Source organism: Polynucleobacter sp. 30F-ANTBAC, from assembly GCF_018882385.1.
Classification (GTDB): domain Bacteria; phylum Pseudomonadota; class Gammaproteobacteria; order Burkholderiales; family Burkholderiaceae; genus Polynucleobacter.
Genome location: NZ_JACVON010000002.1, coordinates 176,062 through 191,767, shown reverse-complemented (window position 1 = coordinate 191,767; position 15,706 = coordinate 176,062). Strand labels below are relative to the sequence as shown.

Annotated in this window: 20 protein-coding genes; 4 read left to right on the top strand and 16 right to left on the bottom strand. The window is 42.0% G+C overall.

Going from position 1 to position 15,706, the window contains the following annotated elements:
• Positions 1 to 70 precede the first annotated feature (70 nt).
• Entirely contained in the window at positions 71 to 661 is a 591-nt protein-coding gene (gene pth / locus ICN28_RS06595; RefSeq protein ID WP_216287235.1) for an aminoacyl-tRNA hydrolase, read from the top strand.
• Here the strand turns inward: pth and ICN28_RS06590 are convergent.
• Genes ICN28_RS06590 through ICN28_RS06570 form a run of 5 tightly spaced genes read right to left on the bottom strand, consistent with a single transcriptional unit; the run spans position 658 to position 4,795 of the window.
• Positions 658 to 918, bottom strand: a complete 261-nt coding sequence (locus ICN28_RS06590; protein WP_216287233.1) for a YfhL family 4Fe-4S dicluster ferredoxin — start codon at positions 916 to 918, stop codon at positions 658 to 660. The genes pth and ICN28_RS06590 overlap by 4 nt on opposite strands.
• A gap of 19 nt (positions 919 to 937) precedes the next feature.
• On the bottom strand, positions 938 to 1,411 hold the full coding sequence (gene coaD / locus ICN28_RS06585) for a pantetheine-phosphate adenylyltransferase (RefSeq protein ID WP_216287231.1): 474 nt from the start codon (positions 1,409 to 1,411) through the stop codon (positions 938 to 940).
• A 60-nt stretch (positions 1,412 to 1,471) separates the two neighbouring features.
• Positions 1,472 to 2,071: a 16S rRNA (guanine(966)-N(2))-methyltransferase RsmD gene (rsmD, locus tag ICN28_RS06580; RefSeq protein ID WP_216287229.1), complete on the bottom strand. Its 600-nt coding sequence runs from the start codon at positions 2,069 to 2,071 to the stop codon at positions 1,472 to 1,474.
• Complete coding sequence (locus tag ICN28_RS06575; RefSeq protein WP_216287227.1) at positions 2,068 to 3,387, bottom strand: pitrilysin family protein; 1,320 nt, start codon at positions 3,385 to 3,387, stop codon at positions 2,068 to 2,070. The genes rsmD and ICN28_RS06575 overlap by 4 nt, the downstream gene beginning before the upstream one ends.
• A 1-nt stretch (position 3,388) precedes the next feature.
• On the bottom strand, positions 3,389 to 4,795 hold the full coding sequence (locus ICN28_RS06570) for a pitrilysin family protein (RefSeq protein ID WP_216287226.1): 1,407 nt from the start codon (positions 4,793 to 4,795) through the stop codon (positions 3,389 to 3,391).
• 21 nt (positions 4,796 to 4,816) lie between these two features.
• On the opposite strand from ICN28_RS06570, the gene ftsY reads away from it, so the two are divergent.
• Positions 4,817 to 5,707 (top strand): signal recognition particle-docking protein FtsY, encoded by an 891-nt coding sequence (gene ftsY / locus ICN28_RS06565; RefSeq protein ID WP_216287225.1) that lies wholly within the window; start codon positions 4,817 to 4,819, stop codon positions 5,705 to 5,707.
• 74 nt (positions 5,708 to 5,781) lie between these two features.
• Positions 5,782 to 6,645, top strand: coding sequence for an RNA polymerase sigma factor RpoH (gene rpoH, locus ICN28_RS06560; protein WP_216287224.1), 864 nt, complete (start codon positions 5,782 to 5,784; stop codon positions 6,643 to 6,645).
• Between the two features lie 39 nt (positions 6,646 to 6,684).
• On the opposite strand, the gene ICN28_RS06555 is transcribed toward rpoH, so the two are convergent.
• The 5 genes from ICN28_RS06555 to ICN28_RS06535 are packed head-to-tail and all read right to left on the bottom strand — an operon-like array spanning position 6,685 to position 10,687.
• Complete coding sequence (locus ICN28_RS06555; RefSeq protein WP_216287223.1) at positions 6,685 to 7,290, bottom strand: SCO family protein; 606 nt, start codon at positions 7,288 to 7,290, stop codon at positions 6,685 to 6,687.
• Positions 7,291 to 7,292: 2 nt separating this feature from the next.
• Positions 7,293 to 8,150 (bottom strand): heme o synthase, encoded by an 858-nt coding sequence (cyoE, locus tag ICN28_RS06550; RefSeq protein ID WP_216288173.1) that lies wholly within the window; start codon positions 8,148 to 8,150, stop codon positions 7,293 to 7,295.
• Positions 8,151 to 8,166: 16 nt separating this feature from the next.
• Entirely contained in the window at positions 8,167 to 9,285 is a 1,119-nt protein-coding gene (locus tag ICN28_RS06545) for a heme A synthase (RefSeq protein WP_216287222.1), read from the bottom strand.
• 2 nt (positions 9,286 to 9,287) lie between these two features.
• Positions 9,288 to 9,929, bottom strand: coding sequence for a hypothetical protein (locus tag ICN28_RS06540; protein ID WP_216287221.1), 642 nt, complete (start codon positions 9,927 to 9,929; stop codon positions 9,288 to 9,290).
• 14 nt (positions 9,930 to 9,943) lie between these two features.
• Positions 9,944 to 10,687: an SURF1 family protein gene (locus ICN28_RS06535; protein ID WP_216287219.1), complete on the bottom strand. Its 744-nt coding sequence runs from the start codon at positions 10,685 to 10,687 to the stop codon at positions 9,944 to 9,946.
• A 24-nt stretch (positions 10,688 to 10,711) separates the two neighbouring features.
• Here ICN28_RS06535 and ICN28_RS06530 point away from each other — a divergent pair, with 24 nt between their 5' ends.
• Positions 10,712 to 10,921 carry a twin transmembrane helix small protein gene (locus ICN28_RS06530; protein WP_216287217.1) on the top strand — a complete coding sequence of 70 codons (210 nt, stop codon included), beginning with the start codon at positions 10,712 to 10,714 and terminating at the stop codon, positions 10,919 to 10,921.
• Between the two features lie 92 nt (positions 10,922 to 11,013).
• Here the strand turns inward: ICN28_RS06530 and ICN28_RS06525 are convergent, their stop codons facing one another.
• The 6 genes from ICN28_RS06525 to coxB are packed head-to-tail and all read right to left on the bottom strand — an operon-like array spanning position 11,014 to position 15,638.
• Positions 11,014 to 11,874, bottom strand: a complete 861-nt coding sequence (locus tag ICN28_RS06525; RefSeq protein WP_216287216.1) for a cytochrome c oxidase subunit 3 — start codon at positions 11,872 to 11,874, stop codon at positions 11,014 to 11,016.
• Positions 11,875 to 11,892: 18 nt separating this feature from the next.
• A complete protein-coding gene (locus ICN28_RS06520; protein ID WP_216287215.1) occupies positions 11,893 to 12,102 on the bottom strand; it encodes a DUF2970 domain-containing protein in 210 nt (69 codons plus the stop codon).
• A 1-nt stretch (position 12,103) separates the two neighbouring features.
• Positions 12,104 to 12,697 (bottom strand): cytochrome c oxidase assembly protein, encoded by a 594-nt coding sequence (locus ICN28_RS06515; protein WP_216287214.1) that lies wholly within the window; start codon positions 12,695 to 12,697, stop codon positions 12,104 to 12,106.
• Between the two features lie 2 nt (positions 12,698 to 12,699).
• Positions 12,700 to 12,825, bottom strand: coding sequence for a cytochrome oxidase small assembly protein (locus ICN28_RS06510; RefSeq protein ID WP_216287213.1), 126 nt, complete (start codon positions 12,823 to 12,825; stop codon positions 12,700 to 12,702).
• A 28-nt stretch (positions 12,826 to 12,853) separates the two neighbouring features.
• The gene (gene ctaD, locus ICN28_RS06505; protein WP_216287212.1) at positions 12,854 to 14,443 is read right to left on the bottom strand and encodes a cytochrome c oxidase subunit I; all 1,590 of its coding nucleotides are present in this window, start codon (positions 14,441 to 14,443) and stop codon (positions 12,854 to 12,856) included.
• A 40-nt stretch (positions 14,444 to 14,483) separates the two neighbouring features.
• Positions 14,484 to 15,638, bottom strand: coding sequence for a cytochrome c oxidase subunit II (coxB, locus tag ICN28_RS06500; RefSeq protein ID WP_370626466.1), 1,155 nt, complete (start codon positions 15,636 to 15,638; stop codon positions 14,484 to 14,486).
• Positions 15,639 to 15,706 lie beyond the last annotated feature (68 nt).

The window sequence follows — 15,706 nt, the reverse complement described above, 5'->3', positions numbered from 1 at the left end:
CCTTAGCGCTTACAAAAACCCGCGCATGCGCGGGTTTTTTTTCGAATCAAATTTAGTCTAAAGTAGCACTATGTTTAAATTAATTGTTGGGTTGGGTAACCCCGGATCAAAGCACGAGAAAGATCGTCACAATGCCGGCTTCTGGCTTGTTGATGAGTTAGCTCGACTATTCCAAGGCCAATGGCAAGAAGATTCAAAATTTCATGGTGCATTAGCCAAAATTAAATTGGGCTCCGATGATATCTACCTACTGAAACCCAATACATTCATGAATCGTAGTGGGCAAGCTGTTGGGGCACTTTGTAAATTTCATAAAATTGACTCTAAGTCGATCTTGGTTGTTCATGATGAATTAGATTTGAAGGCCGGTGTAGCTCGGCTGAAATACGCAGGGGGGCTAGGCGGCCATAACGGCTTAAAAGACATCAGTGCGCATTTGGGTACCAATGATTACTGGAGACTTCGCTTAGGCATTGGTCACCCACGAGACAGCGAAGAGGGGAGGAAAAACCTGGATGTCGCTGATTATGTTTTGAAAAAACCAAGACTCGAAGAACAAATTGATATTGATAGAGCCCTATCTGTTTTTATTAAACAGATTCCTAAAATAGCTGCTGGCGATATCGCTACGGCAACCATGGAACTGCACAGCAATACTTAATCGACAGCTACCTTACCGGTTAGCTTTTTATATTTTTCTTTTAGTTGATCTTTGGTCTCAATATGGTCGGGGTGCAATGGAATGCAATCTACCGGGCAGACCTGGCGGCACTGAGGAACATCATAGTGCCCTACGCATTCGGTACATAAGTCATGATTAATGATGTAGATCTCAGCCCCCATATGGATCGCATCATTGGGGCATTCTGGTTCACAAACATCACAATTGATGCACTCATCTGTAATCATCAACGCCATGACTAAATTCCTAAACTCTTTAAATCTTCTTGGACAACCATTTTTCAACAGATGGGAAAACAAATTTACTCACATCACCACCTAACAAAGCAATCTCTCGAACAAAAGTTCCAGAGATAAATTGATATTGATCCGATGGTGTTAAAAATAGAGTTTCTACATCGGGCAGCAAATACCTGTTCATACCTGCCATTTGAAACTCATATTCAAAATCAGAAACTGCTCGCAACCCTCGAACAATCACTCTCGCATTATTTTTTCTAACGAAGTCCTTCAATAGTCCGCTAAAACCTTCTACGCGAACATTGCCATAATGACCTAGCACTTCTTTTGCAATTTCAATCCGCTCTTCTAAATTGAAAATCGGATTTTTGTTCTTGCTATCAGCAACGCCAATAACCACCTCGTCAAAAATTGAAGAGGCTCTTCGCACGAGGTCTTCATGACCACGCGTAAATGGATCAAATGTTCCTGGATAAACAGCTACAACCATAATTCTCTCCGACTTTTTAGCTTTACTAATTTTTATAGATTTAAGCGCCACACAGCTAGTTTATAACGGTTTAGGAGCTAATAGGCTTCCAATTGCCATTCCTGAGCGAATGGTGCGCTGAACACTCCATAAATGACCAAATTCAGGGCTTTCTTTTAGAATTTCTTCAGGATTAATTGATTTAGGGTGCTCTATATAAATAAATGCCCCTTGATTTCTTTTGGTGATTCTGACCGCTAACTTTAGAGCTTTAAAAAATAAACTTTCATCAGCAAAAGGAGGGTCAATAAACGTAATATCGAATACATCTTCTAATAAGCCTGCGGCATAACTAGTTGCATCGACTTTCAGGATCTCAATTGAACCCAGTCCATCAGCCCGCCCAAGATGATCTTTGTTTTTTTTAAGTGTTTCTATAGCTTTGGGAGATAGCTCCAACATTTGCACTGATTTAGCCCCGCGAGAAATAGCTTCAAACCCTAAAGCTCCCGTTCCAGCAAACATATCAAGACAAGCAAGGCCATCTAAACGTTGTCCCAAACAATTAAATAAAGTCTCTCGGGTTCTATCTGCTGTTGGCCTTAAACCGGGAAGGTCGGCCACTTGAATGTATCGACCCCGCCACTCACCACCAATAATTCTTACCTTACCTAGACTCATGGTGCCCCGACAACAACCGTGACCAACTTATCAATATCCAAGTTCTTTTTATACGCAGCAATCACCTGCTCTCGAGTAACGGCGCGCATTTGGGTAGTCCAAGTTTCCAAGGTATCCAGAGGAAGATCGTTCCATGCAATGCTAGCAACGTTGTCCAAAATCTTTCTATTACTATCAATGCGCAATGGAAAGCCATTAATTAAGTTGTTTTTAGCTGCCTCTATTTCAGACTCAGTTGGTCCAGCATCAATAAAATCAGCAATTGTTTTTTTCATAACATCAACGGCCAGCTCCGCTTGATCTTTCTTCGTTTGCATGCCGGCAACAAAGGGGCCCACTTGTCGACCTGGAGCAATGTAACTATAGACACTGTATGCCAAGCCTCTTTTCTCGCGAACCTCTTTCATCAACCTAGAAACAAACCCACCACCACCTAAAACATAATTACCTAACAACATAGGGAAGTAATCAGGATCCTTTCTAGTAATAGTAGGCATCCCAATTGATATGTGGGCCTGTTGCGCAGCATGAGGAATTTTTATAACGTTTTGATCTGGAGATTTTTTTTCAAACAATTTCACCTCCGGTGCCTGAGTTAGCACCTTGGCTTTTTTAGGCAAGCTTGACATCAGGCGATCAATTAATTGGTCAGCATCTTCACGACCAATGTCGCCAACAATGGTTATTTTTGCATCTTGCACCGCATATCTAGATTTGTAGAACTCCTGGATGTCAGCTGCCGCAATAGACTGTACCGTCTCTACTGTTGCCTCTTTTCCAAATGGATGACCTCCATATATTTGACGGTCAAATTCTTTGCTTAAGATAAATTCTGGCTTTAAGTTTGACTCTTTAATAGCAGCAATGGCTCGAGACTTTTCTCTCATTAAAATATTTTGATCAAACAAAGGGGCTTTTAATATTTCAGATGCCAACTTGACCAATGCGTCACGACGCTGCACATCACTCAAAGTCCTCAAACGCATACTAGCTTTTTCGGCACCCGCACTAAAACTTAAACTTGCGCCTAAACTTGCTAATTGATCAGAAATATCCGCCTCTGAAACAAGGCGCCCATTCACTTTAGAACCCTTATCAATTAGAGTGGCAGTCATAGAAGCTAATCCTAATTTCTTATCAGGATCTCCAACCGCTCCCGCAAACCAATCAACTTGAACATCCAGCATCGGAATTGTTTTAGCTTCAACCAAATAAACTTGAGCGCCATTTGAGTGGGTCCAGTGCTGAATAGGAATGCCCGCGAAAGCTGAAATAGGCAATAAGGCACAAAGGACCAGATATATATATTTTTTCATATCAATGCCTCATCCCAGAAACAGTTGCTTGGCTCTTTTTTTGAGCACTCAAGGGCTGAGGATCTAACACTACGATCGTTAACTGATCATCAACCAAATACTTTTCAATAACAGCTTGAATATCTTTTGATTGAACTTTTTGAATATTCTCAATGACCTTATCCAAATGCCTCCAAGAAATGCCCTCCATCTCAGACATACCAATTTCCATGGCCTGAGCAAATATAGAGTCTCTCTTATAAATCTGTGATGACAATAGTTGGGACTTAACCCTATTTAGCTCTAACTCAGTCACCCCTTTGTTTTTAATTTCAAGAATAATTTTTCTGATATTTTTTTCAAGAACATCAAGATTTGTATTTTTAGTGGGAGAAGCGCTGATTGAGAATAACTGAGGACCCCGACCCTTTAAGTCATAGGAGGAGCTAACGCTATTAGCCATTCTCTGATCTCTTACCAAACTTCTATTTAATCTGGAATTAGAGTGGCCATCCAATATGGCTGACAAGACGCTGAGGGCATATGGCTCGACATAATCAAGGTCTTGAGAGCCTAGTTTAGGAGCCTTCCAAGCCATATGGATATCTGAATTTTCTGCTGGAACCTTGACGTTAATCTTTTTGAATCCAATTTGTGGAATTTCAATTTGAGGCTTACGCTCTGGAATTTTTTTTGCTGCAATATTGCCATAATATTTTTGAGCTAATGCCAAAACCTCGCTAGGCACCACATCTCCAACCACAATCAAAACAGCATTGTTTGGTGCATACCAGGCTTGGTACCAATCAAGCGCATCTTGGTAGCTTAGATTTTTTAAATCATCCATCCAGCCAATAATGGGATTTCTATAGGGTGAATTAGCGTAAGCGGCTGCCATTAATTGCTCATATACAACAGCATGAGAGTTATCATCCGTTCTTAATCGACGCTCCTCCATTACCACTTGGATTTCTTTTGCAAACTCTTCTGGTGAAATTCGAAGATTAGCCATTCGATCTGCTTCAAGAGCCATCATCTTAGATAAATGACTTTTTTCTATTTGTTGAAAATATGCAGTGAAATCTTTGCTTGTGAACGCGTTATCTCTTCCACCCACTTCAGCTACCTTTTTAGAAAATTCACCAGGCTTGAGATTTTTAGTGCCTTTAAACATCATGTGCTCCAACACATGTGCAACGCCGGTCTTGCCGTTAACCTCATCGATTGAACCAGCTCTATACCAAACCATGTGGGCAATTGTTGGTGCTCGATGATCCTCTTTAACGATGATTTTCAGACCATTTTTGAGTTGATACTCATGAGTGTCCTGCTGTTTTTGTTTTTGCGCAAAGACTGGAAAGCTAATAGCAACCATCGCTGCCACTAAAAAAAATGGGAGTCGGGTCGTCAGGGTTGTTAATATGTTCATAATTATTTAATTGTATCGGTCATGTTCGGATTACGTAAAACCCTATCAAGCTTATTCTCTTGGCAAAAAGTTGATGAAGAATGGTATGAATCCCTAGAAGAAGCTCTTCTTTTGGGGGATGTTGGTATGAATGCCACGCAAAAGCTAATCAAAGAATTAAGGATTGAGGCTAAAAAGCAAAAAACTGAATCGGTTGAAGACCTGAAAGTCATTCTTGCAAAACTGGTTGAAGATCTTCTTTCTAAGCTTGAACGACCATCCAACCCACTCTCTACAGTTTTACATAAAACAACTGTTCCTGCTGTGTGGTTGATTGTGGGGGTTAACGGCGCAGGCAAAACAACGAGTATTGGCAAAATATGCCACCTTTTTCAAGGTCAAGGCAAACAAGTTCTTCTTGGGGCCGGAGATACCTTTCGTGCGGCAGCTCGTGAACAGTTAATGGCCTGGGGCGAGAAGAACCAAGTGGCTGTTATCACCCAAGAAAGTGGTGATGCGGGCGCTGTGGCTCATGATGCAGTTCAAGCTGGGCTTTCACGCCAAATGGATGTCGTGATCATCGATACAGCTGGCAGACTTTCCACCCAAGCCCACCTCATGGATGAGCTTAAAAAGGTGAAACGAGTCATCACCAAAGCCCAACCAGATGCTCCACATGAAACTGTGCTTGTAATTGATGGTAACACGGGTCAAAACGGACTCTCTCAAGTCAAAGCCTTTCATGAAGCCTTGGGCTTATCTGCCATTATTGTGACCAAGCTTGATGGCACAGCAAAAGGTGGCATCCTATGCGCTATTGCTGAGGAAATTCCTGAAAACACACCTAGCGTTCTAGCTATAGGCCTTGGCGAACAGCTATCTGATTTAAAGCCTTTTAACGCAGCTGATTTCGCCAAATCATTGATTCCATAAAAATTTAAAACCATATAAATCATGGGTTTATAATGGGATTAGCACTCTAAACGGATGAGTGCTAATATATATCTATGACAAACATAAATGCCATGATTCCAACACAGTTAAATGTGGGCAGCCTAGATGCCTATATTTCTAGTGTTAATCGACTTCCAATGCTGAGCGCAGCGGAAGAGGTACGTCTTGCCCGCGAATTTCGAGATCTTGAAAATTTAGATGCCGCCAAAACTTTGGTGATGTCTCACTTGAGATTGGTTGTTTCAATAGCACGCCAATATCTAGGCTATGGCTTGCCTCATGCTGATTTGATTCAAGAAGGCAATATTGGCCTGATGAAGGCTGTGAAACGTTACGATCCTGAGCAAGGCACACGTTTAGTAACTTATTCCATTCACTGGATTAAAGCTGAGATTCATGAATACATTCTCAAAAATTGGAGAATGGTAAAGATTGCTACAACTAAAGCCCACAGAAAGCTTTTCTTTAATTTGAGAAGTAACAAGCCAAGCTTAAATGCTCTATCTCCAAATGAAATTAAACATCTTGCTACGGCCTTAGATGTTCGCCAAGAAGATGTTCGGGAAATGGAAAAGCGTCTTGCTGGTGGCGACATGGCCATTGAGGCTCACGACACCTCTGATGAGGATAGTTTCGCACCCATTAACTGGCTATCCGATGATCGATACGAGCCATCGCAAGTATTAGCCAAAGAAGCACAAGATGAACTTCAAGGCCCCGGCATTGAAAGAGCACTTGCGACCCTTGATGAGCGAAGCAGAAAAATTATTTCGGCACGCTGGTTAAATGTTTCAGATGATGGATCTGGCGCAAGCACCTTGCACGAGTTAGCCGCTGAGCTGAATGTGTCTGCAGAACGCATTCGACAAATTGAAGCTGCTGCACTTAAAAAGATGAAATTAGCTCTTACTAATTAATCCATCCAACAACTTGGGCTAAAGCCCAAGCGCCCCACATTACTTCAATAATTTAGCCAAGTCTTCAGCAATAGGCTTAGGGCCCTGTTGGTGCTTCAAGAATAAGCGCAACGTTCCTTTGGTATCAAAAACATAGCTACCTGCCGTGTGATCAATCGTGTAGCTAGTTGCAGACTTTCCTGGAACTTTGCTATAAAAAACTTTAAAGTCTTTCGTTACTTTCTCTAAGTCTGCGGCACTAGCTGGTCTCATACCAAGGAATCTTGAGTCAAATGATGGGACATATTGAGATAACAATTCTTGAGTATCTCGTTCCGGATCAACAGTCACAAAAACTACTTGTACACGACTAGCATCTTCGCCAAGCAAGCTCATAACACCCTGCATTTCAGTCATGGTTGTTGGGCAGACATCTGGGCATTGCGTATAGCCAAAGAACATCACCAACAACTTACCCTTAAAGTCAGACAGCTGCCTTTGTTGGCCATGATGATCAACTAATTTGAAATCTGTGCCAAATGCTTTACTACCAGTAATGTCCACATTATTGAATTTAATCGCACCATCAGAACATGCAGCAAGAATAGTTGCCAAACATAAAGTAGCCAGTGTTTTAGCAACTCTTGAAAAAGATAGTGATTTCATATTTATAAATAATGGTCAATTAATAAGGCCGCAAATAATAGCGACAAATAAATGATAGAGAATCTAAAAGTTTTCTTAGCTAACTCATCACTGTAATTTTTATATAAAGCTATGGCATAGGCTAAGAACATAAATCCTAAAATCAAGGCGCTAACTAAATAAAAGTAACCACTCATTTGATAAATAAATGGCAGAATCGTTGCAGCTATTAGAATCAGCGTGTACAAAAGGATATGCAACAACGTAAAGCGTTCACCATGGGTCACCGGCAACATAGGCAAACCTGACTGCTTATAGTCTTCTCGACGATATAGCGCTAAAGCCCAAAAGTGCGGTGGCGTCCAAGTAAAAATAATTAGAACCAGCAACCAAGCTTCCGCTGGAAAACTATTGGATACCGCTGCCCATCCTAAAGCAGGGGGCATTGCTCCGGACAACCCACCAATAACAATATTTTGAGGCGTCGCAGGCTTTAACAAAAGCGTGTAAATAATCGCATAACCAATGAATGTCGCAGCAGTTGCCCACATGGTTAAAGGGTTTGCAAAAAACCAGAGCAATGCCATTCCCAGGGAACCAATAACAAGCGCAAAAATGATAATTTGCAAATCAGTCAGTTCGCCAGTTGCGGAAGGACGCCAAGCTGTTCTGCGCATCTTGGCATCCACTTTTTGCTCAACCAAACAATTGACCGCAAATGCTGCTCCTGCCAACAACCAAATACCAATCGAGCCTCCGATCAGAACCCTCCATGGCACCATGCCAGGTGTCGCTAAGAACATGCCAATAATTGCACAGAAAACGGCTAACTGCGTAACTCGTGGCTTGGTTAATGCCCAATACTGGCGCCATCTTGGCATGGTTTGAAGCTCTTGTTTAGACACGCTGGAACTCCTCGTAACGCAGAGTCAATAATCGAACTAGAACAACCACTAGACCTGCTGCACCGCCTGTATGCAAAAGTGCTGCCATCAATGGCCAATCCAAAATGATATTACTCATGCCAGTTATTAATTGTAGAAGAGCCAAACCCAGTAAAGCAAAAGACCATCGTCTTAATGCAGGGCTACCTACAATCATGGCTGTTTTTAAATTCTTAAAGCCCACCCACAATAAAATGGCGAGTGCAACGATGGCACCTGCTCGATGAGTCCAGTGAATGGCTCTTAAGGCTTCAATAGTGAGGTGATCACCATCTGCTGCCTTACCTAACTCTCTCCAAAAAACAAAGCCCTCTTGAAAGTTCATTGCAGGCATTAACTGGCCATGGCAAAGCGGAAAGTCATCACAGGCTAGAACAGCATAATTTGTACTCACCCATGCCCCTAAAAATATCTGCACAACTAATACCGTTAAAGCCAACCAAACCCACCTTCTGCCCTGCTGAGTTTGTTTAGTTAAATACTGAGACTCGTTAAAGGAGCAATCAAGTCTTGCAGTCAGATTTGATAAATAAGATAGCGAAGCTAATAAACCTAATCCCAACATCAAATGTATTGACACGATCAGCGGCTGCAACTTAAGTGTGACAGTCCATGCGCCGAAAGCCCCTTGAACACAAACTAAAAATAAAATAGCTGTTGAAACGATAGCAATTTTATTACCCATGAGCTGGCGCTTAGTCCAAGACCAAACAACCATAATAATAATTAGAAAACCCACACCCATTGCAAAGTAACGATGAAGCATTTCAATCCAAGCTTTACTGACAGTCACAGGCCCTGTTGGCATTAAAGCTTCTGCTTCACGAATATGCGCCATGGCGGCAAGTGGATTAGATGAACCATAACATCCCGGCCAATCAGGACACCCTAAACCAGAGTCGGTTAACCGAGTGAAAGCACCAAATAAAATTAAATCAAATGTGAAAAATACAGTTAATAAAACCAATCGATGAAAAGTAAAAGATCGATGACGCCACCATAAGACTAGCAGCAATAAACCGCCAATTGCCATACCAATCAAAAAGAGTTGAACCCATGCAATAAGAGACATGATTAGTTCACCTTACCGACAACATTCCACTTCAAAAGCTTTTCTAAATCTTTCGAAAATTTCTTAAAGTCAGGGGCACCTTTACTTGTATCAAAGCGCATCATTTTGTCAGCATAAGGGTCTAGCAATTGAATCGCAGAGCCAGCACTGTCCAGATTGATCCATTGATTTAGCTGCTCACTCTTTAACGGGTCTTTTGGCATTCTGATAACTCTAAACCCGGCTGATTCCATACTGTAAGCTTTTTCAATCTCAGGATGAAGAGGTGCCTGATCTGTCACTAACCAGACCAACTGAACCCTTTGGCTCTCTTTACCCATTGAAATTCGAACCTGCCTCATTAAATAAAGTAATGAAACGCACTCGTCATCTGCTTTTTGGCAACTAGCTGCGGGCCTTGCAAGCAATAAAGTCCATTTTCCTTGAAGGCTTGGCTCAATAATATTGGCGGGCAAAGTTTGTACTGGCGTAATGAGTTGACCAATATTGGTCTTACCACCTTGGGGCTTAATCACATAAAAAGTAAAATAAGATGCAATAACGGGTGATGCACAAATGAGCAGCAAAAGAATCATCTGTATGCGACCTCTCTTGGTCGCAGCATCAATTTTCTTACCTCCAGCAGCTGGAATTAATGGATCCATATTTTTATTTTCTATCAAAGCTTTTTCCTAAACAAACCACTTATTAACCAAAATATTACGGCAAGCGCCGCTAATGAAAACCACTGAAACGCATAACCTTGATGTTTTTCAACTCCAGTTGTTAGAGGAGCCCACTGACGCGACATGCCATCATTTGCATCAGATATCTCTCTTAATATAAAAGGTAGGTGAGAGATCCCTAAATAAGCTTCTTGATTTTTAATATCTAGATTTTGCTGAATTTTTACTTTTTCTGCTCCAGCAACAGGATTACCCATACTCATAACGCGGGCTGGATGCTCAAAAACCAAACCTTCAACTTGAATGACTGTCTCTGGAGTGATTAACTGAGGTAATTTTGTGAGATCTAAACCATCTCTTGGAACCCATCCTCGATTGACCCATACAACCTGCTTAGAACCTGCCAACATCAAAGGCGTCATGACATAAAAGCCAACTGTTACACCAGTCTTAGGATCTCTACCCATGGGATGCGGTCTATTTTCTAGCCAAATAGTTTTATCCGCCAAATATGTTCCCTTAGCAATCATCCGATGATGCAAGGCTTCTTCCACAGTCCATTTCTTATCATTGGCATACAGTGGCTGGCTATTCTCTTTTTTGACAACCTCAGCTGCAAGCTCAAGCTTCTGCTCCATTCGCTCAAGCTGCCAGAAACCTAAGCGCAAACCGGCCAAACATACGATCAAGGTGGCAACTGTTGCTGCTGGTCTCAATAAAATTAGTTGTCTAAACATAAAGCAATGATACGATGCATACCTATGAATTGGATTATCCCTATAGCTTTTTTATTAATTTTAGGCAGCCTTGGCTCAGCACTCTTTTTTATGATGCGAGATAAGGGTAAAAGCTCTAAAACTGTTTATTCACTGATGATCAGGATCGGTCTCTCTGTTGCCCTATTTATTGGCATTTGGATTGCTCACTCGCTTGGCTATATCCAGAGCACTGGCATCAGGGTTGCCGGTTAAATCGACACAAGTACCTCATAACCAACCTGCTTCCAACTTATTCCTCAATTAAAAAACGCCGCAACAGCGGCGTTTTTTAATGTCCTTGGAATTTACATCCAATAAACCACGATATATAAACCTAGCCACACAACGTCTACAAAGTGCCAATACCAAGCAGCACCTTCAAAAGCAAAGTGATTCTCAGGTGTGAAGTGACCCTTAATAACACGAACTAAAACGACCGCTAGCATGATAGCGCCCATCGTAACGTGGAAGCCATGGAAACCAGTCAACATGTAGAAAGTTGAGCCATACACGCCTGAGCTTAACTTTAAGTTTAAGTCGCTATAAGCATGGATGTACTCATATACCTGGAAGCACATAAAAATGGCACCCAAAGCAACTGTAGCAGCCAAACCTTGAATTACTTGCTTACGATGACCTTCACGCATAGCGTGATGAGCCCAAGTCACTGTTAAGCCAGAAGCCAATAACAATGCCGTATTGATTGTTGGGATTGGCCATGGGCCCATTGTTCTAAAGCTTTCAACCAAGCCGCTTGGGCCTGCATGAGGCCAAGTAGCAGCAAAGTCAGGCCATAATAATTTATTATCAATATCACCTAACCATGGCATAGCAATACTTCTTGCATAGAAAAGTGCTGAGAAGAAAGCTCCAAAGAACATGATTTCTGAGAAGATAAACCAAGCCATAGACCATCTGTAAGAAACGTCTACGTTCACGCTATTCATACCGCTCTCTGATTCACCAATAGCATCACCGAACCAGATATATAAAGAGGCAATCGTCCATGCAATACCAGCAAGACACAAAATCATGCCTGGCGTACTGCCGTTAACCCACAACGAAGCACCCCAACCAAATGCTAGCAAACCTAAGCTAGTAACGATTGGATGACGTGTTGGAGCCGGCACATAGTAATAAGGGGCTTTTGAAACACTGGAAGACATTCTCACTCTCCTAAAAAATCAATTCGATACAACTGCTTTGACAATCAACAACAAGATCGTCATAAAAATAATTGCGCCAAATACACCTGCTAGCACAATGTGAACAAAACTAATTGATGCCATATCTGCATCTTGACCAGAACGCTTACGAACCCCCAAAAACCCCCATAAAACAGCTCTCATCGAAATAAGAAACATAACGAAAGAACCGGGCTTTTGCTTTTGCATATTAAATCTTTGAAGGCTTACTGTTATGCTCACCAGTAATAACCTTCTGACCAGCGCCCACTTCAAAGAAGGTGTACGACAAAGTTATATTTTTAATATCCTTAGGTAAAGCAGGATCAATCACAAAAACAACTGGCATCTCACGAGACTCATTTGGCTTAAGTGTCTGCTCTTCAAAACAGAAACACTCTAATTTGGTGAAGTGCTGAGTAGACTGTTTAGGCGCATAGCTTGGGATAGCTTGCGCTGAAATAGCTCGACCTTGAGTATTTACAACTTCATAGACAACCTGAACCATTTCACCTGGATGCACTTGCATCGAGTTTTTAACAGAACGAAAGCGAAATGGTCCTTGTGTATTTGAGTCAAACTCAATAGTTATTAAGCGGCTTTCATCAACCTGTGTGTTTTTGTCAACCGCATGAACAGCTCGTGTTCCGTAGTTATTTTTGCTAGTTACAACGTTGATTCCAGTAACCTCACACAAGACTCGGTACATTGGAATTAAGGCATAGCCAAACGCAAACATCGCTGAGCTAATAACTACTAGCTTCAGCAACATTTGTCGATTGTATCTAGCGATATTAAATGCCATGCTTAACCAAACATCAATTTCTTAGTAAAGATGCCGATAAAGAAAACAATAGCCACTGTTAATAAAACCAAACCCAAGCGGCGATTGCTCGCGCTAGGATTGGCTCTATGTTGATTGTGTTGCGTCATGAAATTCCGATAGGGTTCTTAAAACCGATTACTTAACTGTCGGTGGAGTTTCAAAAGTATGGAATGGTGCAGGAGATGGGAGTGTCCACTCCAAGCCTTCCGCGCCTTCCCAAGCTTGGGCTTCTGCTTTCTTACCACCACGGTAAGTTGGCAATACAACCCATAACAAGAAATAAACCTGCATCAAACCAAAACCTAAACCACCAATAGAGGCTACTGCGTTGAAGTCAGCAAACTGAACTGGATAGTCAGCATAACGACGTGGCATACCTGCTAAACCCAAGAAGTGCATTGGGAAGAATGTTAGGTTAAAGAAAATCATTGAACCCCAGAAGTGGACCTTGCCACGGAATTCATTCACCATGAAACCAGTCCATTTTGGTGCCCAGTAGTAGAAGCCTGCATACAAAGCAAATAATGAACCAGCAACTAAAACGTAGTGGAAGTGAGCTACAACGTAGTAGGTGTCTTGAACCATGATGTCAATTGGAGCAACAGCAAGGATCAAACCAGTAAAGCCACCCATCGTGAAAACGAAGATAAAACCAATAGACCACAACATTGGTGTTTCAAAGGTCATTGAACCTTTCCACATTGTTGCAACCCAGTTAAAGATTTTTACGCCTGTTGGAACAGCAATCAACATTGTTGCGTACATGAAGAACAGCTGGCCAGTTACTGGCATACCTGTTGCAAACATGTGGTGAGCCCAAACGATGAATGACAAGATCGCAATCGATCCAGTTGCATAAACCATTGAGCTGTAACCGAATAAACGTTTACGAGCAAATGTAGGAATCACTTCGCTGATGATGCCGAACGCTGGCAAGATCATGATGTAAACCTCTGGGTGTCCAAAGAACCAGAAAATATGTTGATACATAACTGGATCACCACCACCAGCCGCTGAGAAGAAGCTTGTACCGAAATGACGATCTGTTAGAACCATCGTGATCGCGCCAGCCAAAACAGGCATAACAGCAATCAATAAGTAAGCAGTAATTAACCAAGTCCAGCAGAACATTGGCATCTTCATCAAAGTCATGCCAGGAGCGCGCATGTTAAGAATAGTTACGATAATGTTGATTGAACCCATGATGGATGAAGCACCCATTAAATGGATGGCGAAAATAGCCATGTCCATACCAGGGCCCATCTGAACAGATAACGGAGCATACAAAGTCCAACCAGCTGCTGTTGCGCCGCCTGGCACAAAGAAAGAAGATAACAGCAAGCTTGCTGCTACTGGCATGATCCAGAAACTAAAGTTATTCATACGAGCAAACGCCATATCTGAGGCGCCCACCTGCATTGGAATCATGTAGTTAGCAAAGCCTACGAAGGCCGGCATGATCGCGCCGAAAACCATCACCAAACCGTGCAAGGTTGTTAATTGGTTAAATAGTTCCGGACGAATGAACTGCAAACCCGGTTGGAACAATTCCAAACGGATTAAAAGAGCCATCACGCCACCAGCCATTAAGCTGACGAAAGAGAAGATTAAGTACAGAGTACCAATATCTTTATGGTTTGTAGCGTATAACCAACGACGCCATCCATGTGGATGGTCGTGTGCGTGATCATCATGATGATCGTGTGCGTGGCTTACTGTGCTCATATTTACTCCAATTACCTAGTATGTATAGTTTCTTAATTAATTATTTAGCTGCACGTGCAGTTGTGAAATCTTTTGGCTGAATCAACTCACCAGTTTTATTACCCCACGCATTGCGTGTGTAAGTCATCACCGCTGCTAGTTCAACATCATTCAAATGAGACCACTTAGGCATTGCATTTTTGCCATTTAAAAGTATTTTGTATTGACCGTCTTTAGGCCCAGTTACAACCTTTGAACCGACCAATGCAGGGAAAGCTCCGGCGCCTTGACCATTTGGTTGGTGACAAGCAGCGCAGTTGGCCGCATAAACTTTTTCACCACGTTGCTTAAGCTCATCCATTGTGTATGTCTTAGCAGGATCATCCGCTAAGGCAGCCATCTGTTGTTTTTTCTCTGCAGCCCAAGTAGTGTACTCAGCATCAGTTACCACTTTTACAACGATTGGCATGAATGCGTGCTCTTTACCGCACAACTCAGAACATTGACCACGATATGTTCCAACCTTCTCAGCACGGAACCATGTATCACGAACGAAACCAGGAATAGCATCTTGCTTAACGCCAAATGCCGGAATAGTCCAAGAGTGAATTACATCATTAGCTGTTGTCACCATACGGATCTTTTTACCAACGGGTACAACCATCTCGTTATCAACTTCCATCAAGTAGGTATCGCTCTTTTCTGCTTGATTGTTAATTTGCTCACGTGTTGTTGTTAAAGTCTGCATGAATGAAATACCTTCACCCTCGCCTTTAATATAGTCGTAGCCCCACTTCCATTGATAACCAGTTACTTTAATGGTCAAGTCTGCATTAGTTGTATCTTTCATAGCAACAACAGTCTTTGTTGCTGGCAATGCCATACCAATAACAATTAACAATGGCACTACTGTCCAAATAATCTCAACAGTTGTGCTTTCATGGAAACTCGCTGATTTGTGACCTAGTGACTTACGGTGTTTGTAGATGGAGTAAAACATCACGCCAAAAACTGCAACAAATATCACTAAACAAATAGCTAACATCATCCAATGCAAAACAGCAACTTCTTCTGCCACCTTAGTTGCAGGTGTTTGAAGATTCAACTGAAAGCGTGAAGGACCGCCAGGCATGTCATTAATAGCTAATACTAAGTTGCTGTGCAGTAAGCCAATAAAGCCTAGTGCCAAACCGGCTAATGATGTGGGTTGTTTCATCTTATTTTCCGTTAATTAAATTCTTGTATCTGAAGTGCACAAAAGGCATGCTCGAACTTGCATGATTA